The 15,212-nt window shown below is 65.5% G+C and carries 15 protein-coding genes; 9 read left to right on the top strand and 6 right to left on the bottom strand.

Annotation, left to right across the window (positions count from 1 at the left end):
* Positions 1–6 precede the first annotated feature (6 nt).
* Positions 7–1,209, bottom strand: a complete 1,203-nt coding sequence (locus BFD71_RS12845; protein WP_069264700.1) for a class I SAM-dependent methyltransferase — start codon at positions 1,207–1,209, stop codon at positions 7–9.
* 52 nt (positions 1,210–1,261) lie between these two features.
* Here BFD71_RS12845 and BFD71_RS12840 point away from each other — a divergent pair, with 52 nt between their 5' ends.
* From BFD71_RS12840 to BFD71_RS12815, 6 genes are all read left to right on the top strand, one after another.
* Positions 1,262–2,080: an SDR family oxidoreductase gene (locus tag BFD71_RS12840; protein WP_069264255.1), complete on the top strand. Its 819-nt coding sequence runs from the start codon at positions 1,262–1,264 to the stop codon at positions 2,078–2,080.
* Between the two features lie 203 nt (positions 2,081–2,283).
* Positions 2,284–2,679 (top strand): dihydroneopterin aldolase, encoded by a 396-nt coding sequence (locus BFD71_RS12835; protein ID WP_069264253.1) that lies wholly within the window; start codon positions 2,284–2,286, stop codon positions 2,677–2,679.
* A gap of 3 nt (positions 2,680–2,682) precedes the next feature.
* Positions 2,683–3,654 carry a tRNA 2-thiocytidine(32) synthetase TtcA gene (gene ttcA, locus BFD71_RS12830; RefSeq protein ID WP_069264251.1) on the top strand — a complete coding sequence of 324 codons (972 nt, stop codon included), beginning with the start codon at positions 2,683–2,685 and terminating at the stop codon, positions 3,652–3,654.
* A 197-nt stretch (positions 3,655–3,851) separates the two neighbouring features.
* Complete coding sequence (glmU, locus tag BFD71_RS12825) at positions 3,852–5,213, top strand: bifunctional UDP-N-acetylglucosamine diphosphorylase/glucosamine-1-phosphate N-acetyltransferase GlmU (RefSeq protein ID WP_069264249.1); 1,362 nt, start codon at positions 3,852–3,854, stop codon at positions 5,211–5,213.
* Positions 5,214–5,284: 71 nt separating this feature from the next.
* Positions 5,285–7,111 carry a glutamine--fructose-6-phosphate transaminase (isomerizing) gene (gene glmS / locus BFD71_RS12820; protein WP_069264247.1) on the top strand — a complete coding sequence of 609 codons (1,827 nt, stop codon included), beginning with the start codon at positions 5,285–5,287 and terminating at the stop codon, positions 7,109–7,111.
* A gap of 268 nt (positions 7,112–7,379) precedes the next feature.
* The gene (locus BFD71_RS12815; RefSeq protein ID WP_256094653.1) at positions 7,380–8,147 is read left to right on the top strand and encodes an SIR2 family NAD-dependent protein deacylase; all 768 of its coding nucleotides are present in this window, start codon (positions 7,380–7,382) and stop codon (positions 8,145–8,147) included.
* Positions 8,148–8,678: 531 nt separating this feature from the next.
* Here the strand turns inward: BFD71_RS12815 and BFD71_RS12810 are convergent.
* Positions 8,679–9,602 carry a DMT family transporter gene (locus BFD71_RS12810; protein WP_069264696.1) on the bottom strand — a complete coding sequence of 308 codons (924 nt, stop codon included), beginning with the start codon at positions 9,600–9,602 and terminating at the stop codon, positions 8,679–8,681.
* A gap of 356 nt (positions 9,603–9,958) precedes the next feature.
* On the opposite strand from BFD71_RS12810, the gene BFD71_RS12805 reads away from it, so the two are divergent.
* A complete protein-coding gene (locus tag BFD71_RS12805; RefSeq protein WP_028203426.1) occupies positions 9,959–10,180 on the top strand; it encodes a hypothetical protein in 222 nt (73 codons plus the stop codon).
* A gap of 73 nt (positions 10,181–10,253) precedes the next feature.
* Here BFD71_RS12805 and BFD71_RS12800 read toward each other — a convergent pair whose 3' ends face one another.
* The gene (locus BFD71_RS12800) at positions 10,254–10,538 is read right to left on the bottom strand and encodes a hypothetical protein (protein WP_069264245.1); all 285 of its coding nucleotides are present in this window, start codon (positions 10,536–10,538) and stop codon (positions 10,254–10,256) included.
* Between the two features lie 117 nt (positions 10,539–10,655).
* Entirely contained in the window at positions 10,656–11,474 is an 819-nt protein-coding gene (locus BFD71_RS12795; protein ID WP_069264244.1) for a Mut7-C RNAse domain-containing protein, read from the bottom strand.
* A gap of 138 nt (positions 11,475–11,612) precedes the next feature.
* On the opposite strand from BFD71_RS12795, the gene BFD71_RS12790 reads away from it, so the two are divergent.
* Together BFD71_RS12790 and BFD71_RS12785 are read left to right on the top strand one after the other, a co-directional pair.
* Positions 11,613–12,485, top strand: coding sequence for an NAD(P)-dependent oxidoreductase (locus BFD71_RS12790; RefSeq protein WP_069264243.1), 873 nt, complete (start codon positions 11,613–11,615; stop codon positions 12,483–12,485).
* Positions 12,486–12,750: 265 nt separating this feature from the next.
* Positions 12,751–13,116, top strand: coding sequence for a response regulator (locus BFD71_RS12785; protein WP_069264241.1), 366 nt, complete (start codon positions 12,751–12,753; stop codon positions 13,114–13,116).
* A gap of 243 nt (positions 13,117–13,359) precedes the next feature.
* On the opposite strand, the gene argC is transcribed toward BFD71_RS12785, so the two are convergent.
* Both argC and BFD71_RS12775 read right to left on the bottom strand, forming a co-directional pair.
* Positions 13,360–14,307 (bottom strand): N-acetyl-gamma-glutamyl-phosphate reductase, encoded by a 948-nt coding sequence (argC, locus tag BFD71_RS12780; protein ID WP_069264239.1) that lies wholly within the window; start codon positions 14,305–14,307, stop codon positions 13,360–13,362.
* A gap of 159 nt (positions 14,308–14,466) precedes the next feature.
* Entirely contained in the window at positions 14,467–15,057 is a 591-nt protein-coding gene (locus BFD71_RS12775; RefSeq protein WP_069264692.1) for a YbhB/YbcL family Raf kinase inhibitor-like protein, read from the bottom strand.
* Positions 15,058–15,212 lie beyond the last annotated feature (155 nt).

Genomic DNA, 15,212 nt, shown 5'->3' with positions numbered 1-15,212 from the left:
TGAGCCTCAGAGTGTGTGGCTGCGGTCGCCGCGCGCAAACGCCGCGATGGTCTCGTCGATGCCGCGCGAAAACGCGATCACCTTGAACAACTCGCCCATCTCGCTTTCCGATACGAGTTTCTGCACCGCGTTCGCGGCGGGCAGAAAGCGCTGCGCGTCGTGCGGATCGATCTCGCTCAGCACGTCGGTAATGCCCGCGTTCATCAGAAAGCGCGCCTGTGTGGTATAGCCGAGCAGGTCCGCGCCCGCTTCGACGCCCGCTTCGGCAATGCCCGTGAATTCCACGTGCGCGGTGATGTCCTGCAAACCGGGATAGAGGAACGGGTCGCCATGCGCGCGGTGCCGGTAGTGGCACATCAGTGTGCCTTGCGCGCGCTGCGCATGGTAGTACTCGTGGCGCGGAAAGCCATAGTCGATGAAGAAAGCCGCGCCGCGCTGGAGCATCGCGCAAACCGTGCGCGTGAAGGCGAGTGCGGCTTCGTGCGTTTCGGTCACGTAGTCTTCGCTGCCTTCCACGCCTGCGAGCGCGCTCTCGGGCCAGTTGGCATCGCGCCCGGAGTTCGCCGGCTGATCGGAAAAGACGAAGGCGCCTTCTGCGTTTGCGCTCACGCCGCGCTCGTGCCAGACGGCGTCCTTGCGCGAGAAGAGGCGCACCGGCATGGCGTCGAGCACCTCGTTGCCGATCACCACGCCTTCGAACTGCGCGGGCAGCGCATCGAGCCACGTCACGCGACTCAGCAGTGCCGGCGCGAGCTGCACGATGGTCTTGCGCTGGCGCTCGCGCAACTCGCCCGACAGATCGACGATGGCGTAGGAGTCGAACGCCACGCCTGCTGCGTCGAGTGCGAGCATCAGACCCGCCGCGAGGCGGCCCGTGCCCGCACCGAATTCCATCAGACGGTGCGTGCCGCTGGCGGCGAGCGCTTCGCCCACGGCGCGCGCGAGCGTCGCGGCAAAGAGCGGCGAAAGCTCGGGCGCGGTCACGAAGTCGCTGCCGTCGCCGGCAAAGAGGCCGAATTTGCGTGCGCCGCCGCCGTAGTAGCCGAGTCCCGGCGCATAGAGTGCGCGCTCCATGTAGCGGTCGAACGGGAGCCACCCGCCCGCCGCGGCGATCTCGGCGCGCAACGTGGCCGCGAGCGCCTCGGACTGCGCGAGCGCGATCGGCTCGGGAACAGGTAAACTATCGGGTTCGTGAGCTTTCGGATTCATCCCGGCATTGTAAATGAGCGCAACTCCCGGCATCCGCCCGGCTGACGCCGACATGAGTGCATCCGACAACGGATCGCGCCCCGATTTTGGCGTAGCGGCGCCCGTCGTGCTGGTCACGGGCGGAGCACGCCGTATTGGCCGCGAGTTCTCGCTCGGCTTTGCGCAGCGCGGCTGGGACGTCGCGGTCCATTACGGTGAGTCGCGCGAGGCCGCCGACGAAGTCGTCGCGCAGATCGCGGCGCTGGGCCGCCGGGCTGTGGCGCTGCACGCCGACCTCGGCGACGAAGCCCAGGTGGCGCGGCTCGTGCCGGATTGTGTCGCGGCGCTCGGTCGTCCGGCGTGCGTGCTCAACAATGCCTCGCGCTTCGACGAGGACACCGCGCAGGATGTGGGCTACGCGAAGCTGCTGCAGCTGATGGCGATCAACGTGGGCGCGCCGCTCGTGCTCTCGCGCATGCTGTACGAGGCAACGCCCGAAGCGGCGGCGGACGACGAGACGCTGCGCCCATGTGTGATCAACGTGCTCGACCAGAAGCTGTACAACATGAATCCCGACTATCTGTCGTACACGCTGACGAAGGCCGCGCTGCAGAACGCCACCGTCGCGCTTGCCCAGGCACTCGCGCCGAAGGTGAGGGTGGTCGGGCTCGCGCCCGGCCTCACGCTGCAGTCGGGCGACCAGACGCCGGCGAGCTTCGCCGCCGCGCATCAGGTCACGCCGCTCAAGCGCGCGTCGCGGCCCGCCGATCTCGTGGAAGCCGCGCTGTATCTGGCGCGGGCGACCGGCGTGACCGGCACGACGCTCGTCGTGGACGGCGGCCAGCACCTCCTGCCGCTGCCCCGCGACGTGATGTTTTTGACGGGCGGCTGACGCCCGAACGTGGATTGCATCTAGTTTTGCAACTAAATGCACAGCCCGCTGCCAGCAGAACGGCGAGCCTGCGGTGCTGACGAAGACAAAGGAATGCAAGCCGCCGCGCACGAGCGGTTTTGCAGACCGGCTGAACGACCCGCCGGGCGCGCCGCGCCGGCATACGTGCGAGAGAACGCACGCTTTTATCGACTGGAACCCGTATGTCCACCGTTTTGCTTCACCCCCGGCTCGCCGATTGCCGCCGGCTCTTCCTGCGCGACTACGAAGTGCACATCAACATCGGCGTGCATGAGTTCGAGAAGCGCGGCGAACAGCGCGTCATCATCAATGTCGACCTGTTCGTGCCGCTTGCTTCGACCACGCCGCAAGAGGACAAACTGCGCGAAGTCGTCGACTACGACTTCATGCGCTCGACCGTCGCCGAACGCGTGGGCAAAGGCCATATCCATCTGCAGGAGACGCTCTGCGACGATCTCGCCGCGGCGCTGCTTTCGCACGAACTCGTGCGCGCGGTGCGCGTTTCGACCGAGAAGCCCGACGTTTATCCGGACTGCGACGCGGTGGGCGTCGAGGTCTTTCGCATCAAAGAGGACTGATTCATGAACGCCCCCGAAACGCTACCCGTTGGCGAGGACGCCGCGACCGAAGAGACGGGCCGCCAGGTGCTCACGCGCCGCGAGCAGAAGGAAGCCTACGAGAACAACAAGCTGTTCAAGCGCATCGTGCGTCAGGTCGGCCAGGCGATCGGCGACTACAAGATGATCGAGAACGGCGACAAGGTCATGGTTTGCCTGTCGGGCGGCAAGGACAGTTACGCGATGCTCGACGTGCTGCTGCGCCTGCGCGAGCGCGCGCCGATCGACTTCGACATCGTGGCCGTGAACCTCGACCAGAAGCAACCGGGCTTTCCGGAGCACGTGCTGCCCGAATATCTCGACCGCGTGGGCGTGCCGTATCACATCGAGAACCAGGACACGTACAGCATCGTCAAGCGCCTCGTGCCCGAGGGCAAGACGACCTGCTCGCTGTGCTCGCGCCTGCGCCGGGGCATTCTGTACCGCGTGGCGGGCGAACTGGGCGCGACCAAGATCGCGCTCGGCCATCATCGCGATGACATTCTCCAGACGCTGCTGCTGAACCTGTTCTACGGCGGCAAGCTCAAGGGCATGCCGCCCAAGCTGCAGTCCGACGACGGCAAGAACGTCGTGATCCGGCCGCTTGCCTATGTGAAGGAAACCGATCTCGAGAAGTACGCGGTGCTGCGCGAATTCCCGATCATTCCATGCAACCTGTGCGGCAGTCAGCCGAACCTGAAGCGCGCGGAGATGAAGGCGCTGATCCGCGAGTGGGACAAGCGCTTCCCGGGCCGCGTGGAGAACATGTTCAACGCGCTCGGCAACGTCGTGCCGTCGCATCTCATGGACGCGAACCTGTTCAACTTCGCGGACCTGCGCGCGACGGGCGTGGCCGATCCGGCCGGCGACATCGCGTTCGACGAAGAACCGTGTTCCACCGACCCGGCGCCAGCGGAAGGCACGGCGATCAAGTTCACGCCGTTCGACGATCTTTGAGCCTTACCTCAGATCGCCTCTGTGGTTCTGAAACGCTCCGACCCCGCATCGGAGCGTTTTTACTTCCGCCTGTCGATCCGAAGAAAAGCAGTTGTAAAACAATGTTTTTCGGGGCACGAGAGCCCGGCCGGCCGGCATGTCGGGGATATCCCGCATGCTAAAATCGGCCGCTTCATCCTCATTCAGTCACTGATGCAATGAACATCGTGATCCTCGCGGCAGGCATGGGCAAACGCATGCACTCCGCGCTGCCGAAAGTGCTCCATCCGCTCGCCGGCAAGCCACTCCTCTCGCACGTCATCGATACTGCCCGCACGCTGTCGCCCACGCGCCTCGTCGTCGTGGTCGGCCATGGCGGCGAAGCCGTGCGCGAAGCCGTCGGCGCGCCCGACGTCCAGTTCGCGCTGCAGGCGCAGCAGCTCGGCACGGGCCACGCGCTCGCGCAGGCGCTGCCGCTGCTCGACGCGAACGTGCCCACGCTCGTGCTCTACGGCGACGTGCCGCTCACGCGCGCTTCCACGCTCAAGCGTCTCGTCGACACCGCTGGCGAGAACGGCTACGGCATCCTCACCGTCACGCTCGACGACCCGACCGGTTACGGCCGCATCGTGCGCGACGCGGCGGGCAAGGTCGAGCGCATCGTCGAGCAGAAGGACGCGAACGAGGCGCAGCGCAAGATCGCCGAGATCAACACGGGCATCGTCGTGACGCCCACCGCGCCGCTCGCGGGCTGGCTGGCCGCGCTGAAGAACGACAACGCGCAGGGCGAGTATTACCTCACCGACGTCGTGGAAGCCGCGATCGCCGCCGGTCACCCGGCCGTGACCGCGCAGCCCGACGCAGAATGGGAAACGCTCGGCGTGAACAGCAAGCAGCAGCTCGCCGAACTCGAGCGCGTGCATCAGCGCAACGTGGCCGAAGCGCTGCTCGTCGCGGGCGTGACGCTCGCGGATCCCGCGCGCATCGACGTGCGCGGCTCGCTCACCTGCGGGCGCGACGTGTTCATCGACGTGAACTGCGTATTCGAAGGCGAGGTGACGCTGGCGGAAAACGTGAGCGTGGGCCCGAACTGCGTGATTCGCAGCGCGTCGCTCGGCGCGGGCACGCGCGTGGACGCCTACACGCATATCGAAAACGCGGCGGTCGGCGCGAACGCGGTGCTCGGGCCGTATGCGCGTCTGCGTCCCGGCGCGAAGCTCGCCGATGAAGTTCACGTGGGCAACTTCGTCGAGGTGAAGAACGCGAACATCGGCGTGGGCTCGAAGGCGAATCACCTGAGCTACGTGGGCGACGCCGATGTCGGCGCGGGCGTGAACATCGGCGCGGGCACCATCACCTGCAATTACGACGGCGCGAACAAGCACCGCACGATCATCGAGGACAACGTGTTCGTGGGCTCGGATACGCAGCTCGTCGCGCCCGTGCGCGTGGGCCGCGGCGTAACGATCGCGGCGGGCACGACGGTGTGGAAGGACGTGCCGGAAGCCACGCTCGTGCTCAACGAAAAAACGCAGATCGCGAAAACCGGCTACGTTCGGCCGGTGAAGAAAAAGAACTGAACGGTTGAAACCCGGCGCCGCTGTGCGAAGACGCGCGGCGCCCACGCCTCTCATTGCAAAGGATCGAATCCATGTGCGGCATCGTCGGCGCGGTTGCGCTTCGTAACATCGTTCCCGTCCTGATCGAAGGACTGCGGCGGCTCGAATATCGCGGCTACGACTCGTGCGGCGTGGCCGTCGTGACGGCCGACGGCCCGCAGCGCGTGCGCAGCGTGGCGCGCGTGGCCGAGCTCGACGAGCAGGTGCGCGAGTCGCACTTCGAAGGCGTGACCGGTATCGCGCACACGCGCTGGGCCACCCACGGTGCGCCCACGGTGAACAATGCGCACCCGATCTTCTCACGCGACACGCTCGCGATCGTGCACAACGGCATCATCGAGAACTACGAGTCGCTGCGCGAAATGCTGCGCGCGAAGGGCTACGAATTCGTTTCGCAGACCGACACCGAAGTCATCGCGCATCTGATCCACAGCCTGTATCAGGGCGACCTGTTCGTCGCCGTGCGCGCGGCCGTGCAGCAACTCGCGGGCGCGTATGCGATCGGCGTGGTGCACAAGAGCCAGCCGCATACGGTGGTCGGCGCGCGCGCCGGGTCGCCGCTCGTGGTGGGCTATGGCAAGGGTGAGAATTTCATCGCGTCGGACGGGCTCGCCATCGCGGGCAGCGCCGAGCACATCAGCTATCTGGAAGAGGGCGATGTGTGCGAGATCACGCTGGAAGGCGTGCGCATCGCCGATCGCGCGGGCAATATCGTGACGCGCGAAGTGCGCGACGTGCAGGCCTATGGCGCGTATGGCGGCGCGGTCGATCTCGGCCCGTATCGCCACTACATGCAGAAGGAAATCTTCGAGCAGCCGCGTGCGATCTCCGACACCATTCCCGCCACCGACGCCTTCACGCCCGAACTCTTCGGCGAGAACGCGGGCGAGGTGTTCAAGGGCATCGACAGCATCCTGATTCTCGCGTGCGGCACGAGCTATTACGCGGGCCTCACGGCGAAGTACTGGCTCGAATCCGTGGCGAAGATCCGCACCGATGTCGAGATCGCGAGCGAATACCGCTATCGCGAGTCGGTGCCGAATCCGCGCGCGCTCGTCGTGACGATTTCGCAGTCGGGCGAAACCGCGGACACGCTCGCCGCGCTCAAGCACGCGCAGTCGCTCGGCATGGCGCACACGCTCGCCGTGTGCAACGTGGCGACGAGCGCGATGGTGCGGCTCACCGCGCTCAAGTTCCTCACGCACGCAGGGCGCGAGATCGGCGTCGCGTCGACGAAGGCGTTCACCACGCAGCTCGTCGGCCTTTTCATTCTCGCCGTCACGCTCGGCAAGCTGCGCGGCCATGTGAATGCCGAACAGGAAAGCGCGCACCTGAAACTGCTGCGCCATCTGCCGGCCGCGCTCAACGGCGTGCTCGCGCTGGAGCCGCAGATCATCGCGTGGTCCGAAGAGTTCGCGCGCAAGGAAAACGCGTTGTTCCTCGGGCGCGGGCTGCATTATCCGATCGCGCTCGAAGGCGCGCTCAAGCTCAAGGAAATCTCGTACATCCACGCCGAGGCGTATCCGGCCGGCGAGCTCAAGCACGGGCCGCTTGCGCTCGTGACCGAGGCGATGCCCGTGGTGACCGTGGCGCCCAACGACGCGCTGCTCGAGAAGCTCAAGTCGAACATGCAGGAAGTGCGCGCGCGCGGCGGCCAGCTGTACGTGTTCGCCGACGCCGATACGCACATCACGAGCGAAGACGGCATCCACGTGATCCGCATGCCGGAGCACTACGGGCTGCTGTCGCCGATCCTGCACGTCGTGCCGCTGCAACTGCTCGCGTATCACACGGCGTGCGTGCGCGGCACCGATGTGGACAAGCCGCGTAACCTCGCGAAGTCGGTGACGGTGGAGTGAGGTTGTTCGCGCGCTGATCGCGCCTGTTGAAAAAAGGGATGCCATAGCGGCATCCCTTTTTTATTGGCCGATCGCGGCAGAAGGCGTTGAGAGGCCTCTCAAGCGGCTGCCGCGACCCGGCGCGTGGTCAGGGGTGATCAGACGCCCTGCGCCGGTTCTGGGGGCGCACAGCGCGCTCGTCGGGACCATGCGCCTGTCCGCCATGGCGAACCTCTGCCGAAACGCCGCTGGACGGTCATAATGTCGCCGTTCGATCAAGGAGGCGAAAGTGGCAAACGTGGCGCAATCCCGGCAACCGGGGCAGTCCGGCAGACTCCCCCGCCTGTTCGTGTTTTCCGGTGCGGGACTGTCTGCGGAAAGCGGCATTTCGACGTTCCGCACCGGCGACGGCATCTGGTCCCATGCGAGCATCGACGAGGTGTGCAATTACCTCACGTGGCGCCGCAACCGGCCCGCGGTGTTCCGTTTCTACAACCAGCGCATCGCCGAATGCGGCGACGCGCGCCCGAACGCCGCCCACGAACGGCTCGCGAAGTGGCAGGACGCCTGGGGCACGGAGCGCGTGCATCTCGTCACGCAGAACATCGACGACATGCTCGAGCAGGCCGGCGCGCGCCAGGTGACGCATCTGCACGGCGACATGATTTCGCTGCTGTGCACCGATTGCGACTATCGGTTTCCCGTGTCCGGCCGCGCGCTCGATCCGCAAGCGGCCTGTCCGTCCTGCGGGCAGGTGGAGGGCGTGAAGCCCGGTGTAGTGTTTTTCAACGAGGCCGCGCCCGAGTACGAGACGCTCTGGCGCATTCAGAGCGACATGACGCCGGACGATCTCTTCATCGCCGTGGGGACGGCATTCGAGGTGATCCCGCCCGAGCGGCTTCTGCCGCCTGCGCGTTGCGGGCATTACGCGCGCAATTTCCTCGTCGATCCGGCGCCACAGCGCACGGAATGCTTTGGCGTCGTCGAGGCCAAGCCCGCGACCATCGGTTTGCTCGACCTCGAGCCGACGATCGAGCGGATGATGGCGGACGACTAGCCCCCACAGTGTCCTCACGCGATGCATTCGGCAAGGGCGTGCCTCCTCGGGGCACGCCTTTTTTCATTGCGCATGCGTGGGACACTTGAACACAGCGTGGAATGACTTTGCGCGAATGCGCAGCACGCGAACGAAGCGAGCGTCGCGTATATCCCCATAGTCTTTTCAGTATTTATATTTATAAGTAGTAGCAGTTAACAAGTCCTGGCATTAACTGTGGACAACACGAAAATTGCCTGTCGGCTCATACCGATGCAAAACGGATAGCCATGCGGACAAAGCTTGTACGCGTTGCGAGCTGCTGGGATAACTTTTCAGGTCGCAACGCCAGGCGCGTGGTTATCAAGAAGTGGTCCACAGGTCGTTCGCCAGGTCGTCCCCAGGTTGTCCAGAGGTGGGCGTGGATAACCTGGTTCGGCGCGACGCAATTACGCGTTATCCACACGAAAAAAATGGCGCCACTCGAAAGCGACGCCATTTGTCGAAATAGTGCGGAGCGCGAGATCAACGCCAGAAAATCATGGCGCGTTTTTACGCCGTTTCGGCAGGTTGCGCAGCGGCGCGCTGCTTCGCGAGCATGCGCGCTTGCCAGGCCGGCAGGAGCTGGCAGGCGAGCAGGCCGGCGAGCATGAGCGCGCAGCCGGCGAGTGCGCGCGGCGTGAGCGTTTCGCCGAGTGCGGCCCAGCCCGCGAGCGCGGCGAACACGCCTTCCATGCTGAAGATCACGGCGGCGTGCGCGGGCGCGGCGTCGCGCTGCGCGACGACCTGCAGCGTATAACCGATGCCCACCGAAAGCGCGCCGCCATAGAGGATGGTGGGCGCGGCGCGCACGATGTCGGCGGCGCGCAGCGGTTCGCACGCGAGCCCGATCGCGAGGCACACCACGCCGCAGGCGACGAACTGCACGATCGAAAGCGCAAGCGGATCGTGGCGCGGCGCGTAGTGGCCCACGAGCATGACCTGGATCGAGATCACGAGCGCGCAGCCGAGCTGGTACCAGTCGCCGTACATCACCGAAAAGTGCTCGTTGATGCTGAGGAAGTAGAGCCCAACCGCGGCGAGCGCGGCGCCGAGCCATGTGCCGACGCCCGTGCGATGGCGCAGCAGCACGCCGAGCATCGGCACAATCACGACATAGAGCGAACTGATGAAGCCGGCGTTGGCGATCTTCGTGTAGCCGAGTCCGATCTGCTGAAGCGAGATGGCGACGGCCAGCACGAGGCCGAGCACGGTGCCCGAGCGCAGCAGCGCGCCGTTGAACAGCGCCGGCGCCGCCGTGTTGCCGCGTTCCGCAGCGCCGCGCCCGCTGGTGCGGCGGCGTGCGAGCAGAAAGACCGAAACGACGCCGGCGCCCAGCAGGAAGCGCAGGCCGGTGAACAGGAACGGGCCGATGGCGTCGAGGCTCAGGCGCTGGGCGACGAACGCCGAGCCCCAGATCAGGGCGGCGGTCAGCATCAGGAGATTGGCGCGCAGGTGGCGGCGGGAGGCGGATTGCAAGCGGAGATCTCTTTTCGCGGGGAACTGTCAATCTGGCCCGAATTCACTTGGAGCAGGCCAATTCAGCGTATTACGTGAAAAAACAACGAACATCCGGAAAACGGACGCGTAAAGGCCGATCGTATCCGAATTGAAAGGGAATTGTCTCCCGGAAAATACACCCGGCCATTAGCGGATGACAAACGCCCTACGCTGCGTAATACTGCTTCGCGCGAAACGCCCGCCCAGATCGGCAAGCGGATCGTTTTGCGGTTTCACGCTGTTCTAATTCACAACGTGCCGGTCATTATTTGTCAGGTTTTGGGGAACAACAGATGAAAAAGATTCTCGCCTCGCTCATCGCAGCATCGTTCGCACTGGTCACGGCTTCGGCATTCGCACAAGACGCTTCGGCTCCCGCTGCGACCGCACCGGCAGCCAGCGCGCCCGCAAAGGCCAAGAAGCAGCACAAGCAACTCAAGCACCACGGCAAGCGTGCCGCTGTGTCGGAAGGCGCATCGGCCGCCGGTACGGCAGACAAGGGCCAGGCAAACTAAAGCGCCCTTCAGTCGTAAAAAAGCCAGAGCAACTGCTCTGGCTTTTTTTTGCGCGTTCGCCGCGGGTGCGAACTCAGGACGCTTCGCGTGCGAGCCCGGCCTCCAGCAATTCCGTCAGCAGGCCGTTCACGCCGCCGGGATGACCCTCGGCGCGCGCCTTCAGCTTCTCGACGAGATCGGCGTTGAGCTTGCACGCGAAGGGCACGAGCCCTTGCGCCTGGTCCAGCTTGCGCTGTTCGCGGCGGTCCAGCGCCGGTTGCGCCGCACCCTTGCCGAAGCGGTCGGGCCCGCTCTTGTGCGTCGCTTGCATCAGTTTCAGTGCCTTGTTCTTCTCAAGGTCGGTTTTCTTCATGGCCATATGTCGTGCTCCGGTGTTGGGCGGTGGCGCGCATTGTACGCAAACGCCCGCGTGCGTCCATCGCGGCGACTGGTCTCGTGAGCGCCATTCAGCCGCATCGAGTACCCGTGAATACCACTACGCGTCGCCACCGCGATCCGGTCCCTCATGGCCGTTGTGGCGCTCGAGCCGGTCATGTGCCGCGTGCGCCTCGTTCACGGGGCGCGTGAGGCCGTCGATCAGCGTGCGCATGCGCTGCCAGTGCGAGCCTTCCCAGAACACCCGCCGGCAGACGTCGCAGGTCACGAAGCGCGTCTGCCGGTCGTAGACGCCGGCGGGCACGCGCTCGCGCACCGCGGCTCGCTCGATCGGCCGCAGCGGCGAGTTGCACATGAGGCAGAGGCGGAACGGCCGCGCGCTCGCGGCGAGGTCGAGCCGCTCGAAAATCTCGTGGACCTGGGCGCGCGGCTTGAGCGCGCGCACGTAGCAGCCGTGCGTGATGCTGCGCCGCTTGAGCAGCTCGCGGTCGCGCGTGAGGACGATGCGGTGTTCGGCGGCGGCGAGCGCCTCGATCTCGTCGTCGGGGAAGTGGTTATCGTAGAGCGTATCGAAACCGGCCAGCCGCAGCAGTTGCGCGAGGCCGCCCAGATGCGCGTCGGCGACGAAGCGCAGTTCGCGCAGCGGCGCGTCGCGCACGCGCAGCAGCGGCCGGATGTCCAGCGCCTCGAACTTCGGGTAGACGGCCACGCGGTCGCCGTCCGCGAGCGCATGGTCGAAACCCACCGATTCGCCGTTCACGAGGATCAGTTCGACCTCCGTGTGCGGCACGCCGAGCGCTTCGATCATGTGCTTCGCCGTCGCGTTGCGCGCGCAGGCGCAACTGAACGCACGCCGGCGCAGCGGCCGCGCAAGAAAGTCGTTCAGCTCCTCGTAAAAACGGAAGGTGGCGGTGACCATGCCAAGCAGTATCGCACCGCCTGCCACAGCGCGCGTGCGTTCGCGCGGCGTGAGGGTCCGCCTGCAGCGTGGCCCGTCTTGTGCTGTACTGCACCTTTGCCCCGGGTTTTCCCTCGTTTTTCATGGAAGGAGCAGGCGATGGACATCGGATTTATCGGTCTTGGCGAAATGGGCGGTGCGATGGTCGGCAATCTGCTGAAGGCGGGCCACACGGTGCGCGTGTGGAACCGCACGGCCGCGAAGGCGCAGGCGCTTGCCGACGCGGGCGCGCGCATCGTCGGCACGCCGGGCGAGGCCTTCGCCGGCGACGCCGTGTTCTCGATGCTCGCCGACGACGCCGCGCTACGCGAGGTCATCGACGCGACGCTGCTCGACCATGCGCCACAAGGGCTCGTGCACGTGAACATGGCGACCATCTCTGTCGCACTGGCCGAAGCGCTAGCACAGGCCCATGCCGGGCGTGGCCTGCACTACGTGGCGGCGCCGGTGCTCGGGCGCCCGGACGCCGCGCAGGCGGCGAAGCTCACAATCATGGCGGCAGGCGCGACCGAGGCGATCGACCGCGTGCAGCCGCTGTTCGACGTGATCGGCCAGAAAACGTGGCGCGTGGGTGCTGTGCCGCAGCAGGCGAACGTGATGAAACTCGCCGCGAACTTCATGCTGGCTGCGGCAGTCGAGTCGCTCGGGGAGGCCGCGGCGCTGCTCGACGGCTACGGCGTCGCCATGCGCGACTTCCTCGACGTCGTGACGGGCGGCCCGTTCCCGGGCCCGGTGTATGCGGGCTACGGCGGCATGATCGCCCAGCGGCGCTACGAGCCCGCACTCTTCAAGGCGCGCCTCGGCCTGAAGGACGTGCGGCTCGCGCTGGCCGCGGCCGACGCCACCGCAACGCCGATGCCGCTCGCGAGCGTGCTGCGCGACAGCCTGCTCGAAGCCGTGGCGCACGGCGACGGCGACTCCGATTTCGCCGTGCTCGGCAAGGTGGCCGCGCGGCGCGCGGGCCGCGGTTGACGAGTCTGCGTGAAATGAAGGGCGCAATGAGGCGCGGCGAACGTCCGGGGGTGGTTTGCGATCAAAATCTTCAGACGACCGCGCGGTGACGCACAAAGACCCGGCGTGCGGTTGAGCACAATGTGACGCATCTCGATGGATGGCGACCGGTTTGACGGCGCCGCCCGCGATGTGGGGACGGGGAACCGATGACGACGACAGGGCACGCACCGGATCCAGCGGGAGATGCGGCTGCGAGGCCATTTTCAGGGTAGGAGAACGGCGGATGGAGACGCGCATCCTGATCGCCGATAACGACGAGAAGTCGCTGGGCGGGCTCAGCACCTTGCTGACCGATCTCGGCTACGGCGTATCTGTGGCACGCACGCTCGACGAGGCGCTCGACCTGGCTGCGCGCGGCGCGCCCGACGTGGCGATCGTGGCGCTTTCGCTCGCGCAGGACGAGCCCGGCGCGATCGTGCGGGCTTTGCGCGCGATCAGCGGCGAGCGCGTACCGCTGATGATCGCGCTCGCCGGCTGGGGCGAATCGCGCCACCGCGACGAGGCGCTTACGGCGGGCTTCGACGTGCATCTGGTGCGGCCGGTGGGGCTCGATCAGCTGATGTTTATTTTGTCGATGACAGGACAATGATGGCTGTGTTGTTTTGAAGCAACATTCAGGGTGCGCACTACTTTACATGTTGCATCGCATCACGCTAGTCGATATACTGCTTCTTGTCTCCTCCATGTCTCCTCTGATATGGATTCAGCCCGCCAACCATTGGCGGGCTTTTTTTCGTCTGCAGGTTTTGCCTTGGCGCAAGACGAGGGCGTGGGGGCAAAAAAAACCGGCTCAGCGAGCCGGTTTTTTGTTTGCGCTGCGAGTCCCGCTGCTTCAGGCATGCAGGCCGGTATTTTCAGCCGCGCCAATTGCGAGATTCATGCACTGGATCGCTGCGCCCGAAGCGCCCTTGCCCAGGTTGTCGAGGCGGGCAACGGTGACGAATTGCTCGTCGTTGCCGAACACGAACAGGTCGACACGGTTCGTGTCGTTGTTCGCCTGAACGTCGAACATGCCGGCGTCGAGGTTCTCATCGGCGTTGAACGGCGCCACGCGCACGAACGGCTCGCCTGCGTAGTACTCGGCGAACAGCGCCTGCACGTCCTGCGGCTTGGCGCCGCGCGTGAGCTGCTTCGGCGAAAAATAGGTGGTGACCGAGAGGCCCTTGTAGAACGGCCCGACGATCGGCGTGAACACCGGTGCCGACTTCAGGCCGCCGTGCACCGCCATTTCCGGCAAATGCTTGTGCGTGAGGCCGAGCGCGTACGGGCGCGGGCTCGCGAGCTTCGCGTTGCCGCCTGCTTCGTACTCCGCAATCATCTTCTTGCCGCCGCCGCTGTAGCCGGTGAGCGAGTAGCTGTGCGCGGCGAAATCCGGCGCAACGAGGCCGGCTTCGACGAGCGGACGCATGGCGAGAATGAACGCCGAAGCGTGGCAACCGGGCACGGCGATGCGCTTCGATTTGCGCACCTTGTCGCGTTGGGCTTTGGTCAGCTCGGGCAGGCCGTAGGCCCAGTCGGCCTGGGTGCGGAACGCCGTACTCGCGTCGATCAGCACGGTGCGATCGTTTTCGACGAGCGAGGCCGACTCGCGCGAGGCGACGTCGGGCAGGCACAGGAACGTCACGTCCGAAGCGTTGATGAGACGGCGGCGTTCTTCGACATCCTTGCGCTTCGCATCGTCGATACGCAGGATCTCGACGTCGGCGCGCGGCGACAGGTATTCAAAAATCTTCAGGCCGGTCGTGCCTTCCTGTCCGTCGACAAAAACTTTCGTGCTCATCTCAGTCTCTCTGAACGCGGGGATTGGGGGCGCCATCACCCAAGGCGATGCTGGAACGGTATTTTAAGACGTCATGCGGACGCGCGTGTGAACGCGTCCGGAAAAAATCGGGGCTTACCCGTAAGCGCTCAGACGCTCGCCGGGCGCAACCGCCCCCGCTCAGCGGCCGTACGTGACGGTGATTTGTGCGCTTCCGAGCGTCGAGCCACTGATCTCGCGATCGAACAGCGCTGCCGGGCGGCCTTGTGCGAGCGGCAGCGCTTCGACGTTCAGCGCATAGACGGTGACGACGTAGCGGTGGGGATTGCCCGGCGGCGGGCACGGTCCACCATAGCCGTCGATGTTGAAATCGTTGCGCGCCTCGATCGCACCAAGCTTGCGCAACGCGCCCGTGGCGCTCGCGTTCTCCGGCAGGCTCGTTACGCGCGCCGGAATATTCGCGACGGCCCAGTGCCACCAGCCGCGTCCTGGCGCGTCGCGATCGAAGATCGTGATGGCAAAGCTCCGTGTGGCTGCGGGAGCATTGCGCCAGGTCAAACTGGGTGACTCGTTGGGTCCATTGCAGCCCGCATCGTTGAAGACCTGGCGCGGGCCGATTTTTCCGCCGTCGCTGAAATCGGCGCTCGATACTGTGAATGTTTCGCCTGCATAGGCTAAATTGGCTGTCGCCACAACGCTCGCCATCGCGAGCCACGCGCATAGGCGCGCACGGCGCGCGCAACCTGGCTGAAAGTCATATGGAGTACGCATCAGCGAGCTCTCCTGCATGTTTGTGAAATTCCGGCCACGTTTTTCTGAAGGAAACATTTGAATTGTTCGATGGTCCGAATCTGATCCAATATAGCGGTATAAGCGAGCGAGCTTTCGCTTGCGCGCGTACCAGGTGCGCGGGAGGATTTCGTTAT

The sequence above is a fragment of the Paraburkholderia nodosa genome (genome assembly GCF_001718195.1).
Lineage (GTDB): Bacteria > Pseudomonadota > Gammaproteobacteria > Burkholderiales > Burkholderiaceae > Paraburkholderia > Paraburkholderia nodosa_A.
This window is presented reverse-complemented; position numbering and strand designations above follow the sequence as displayed.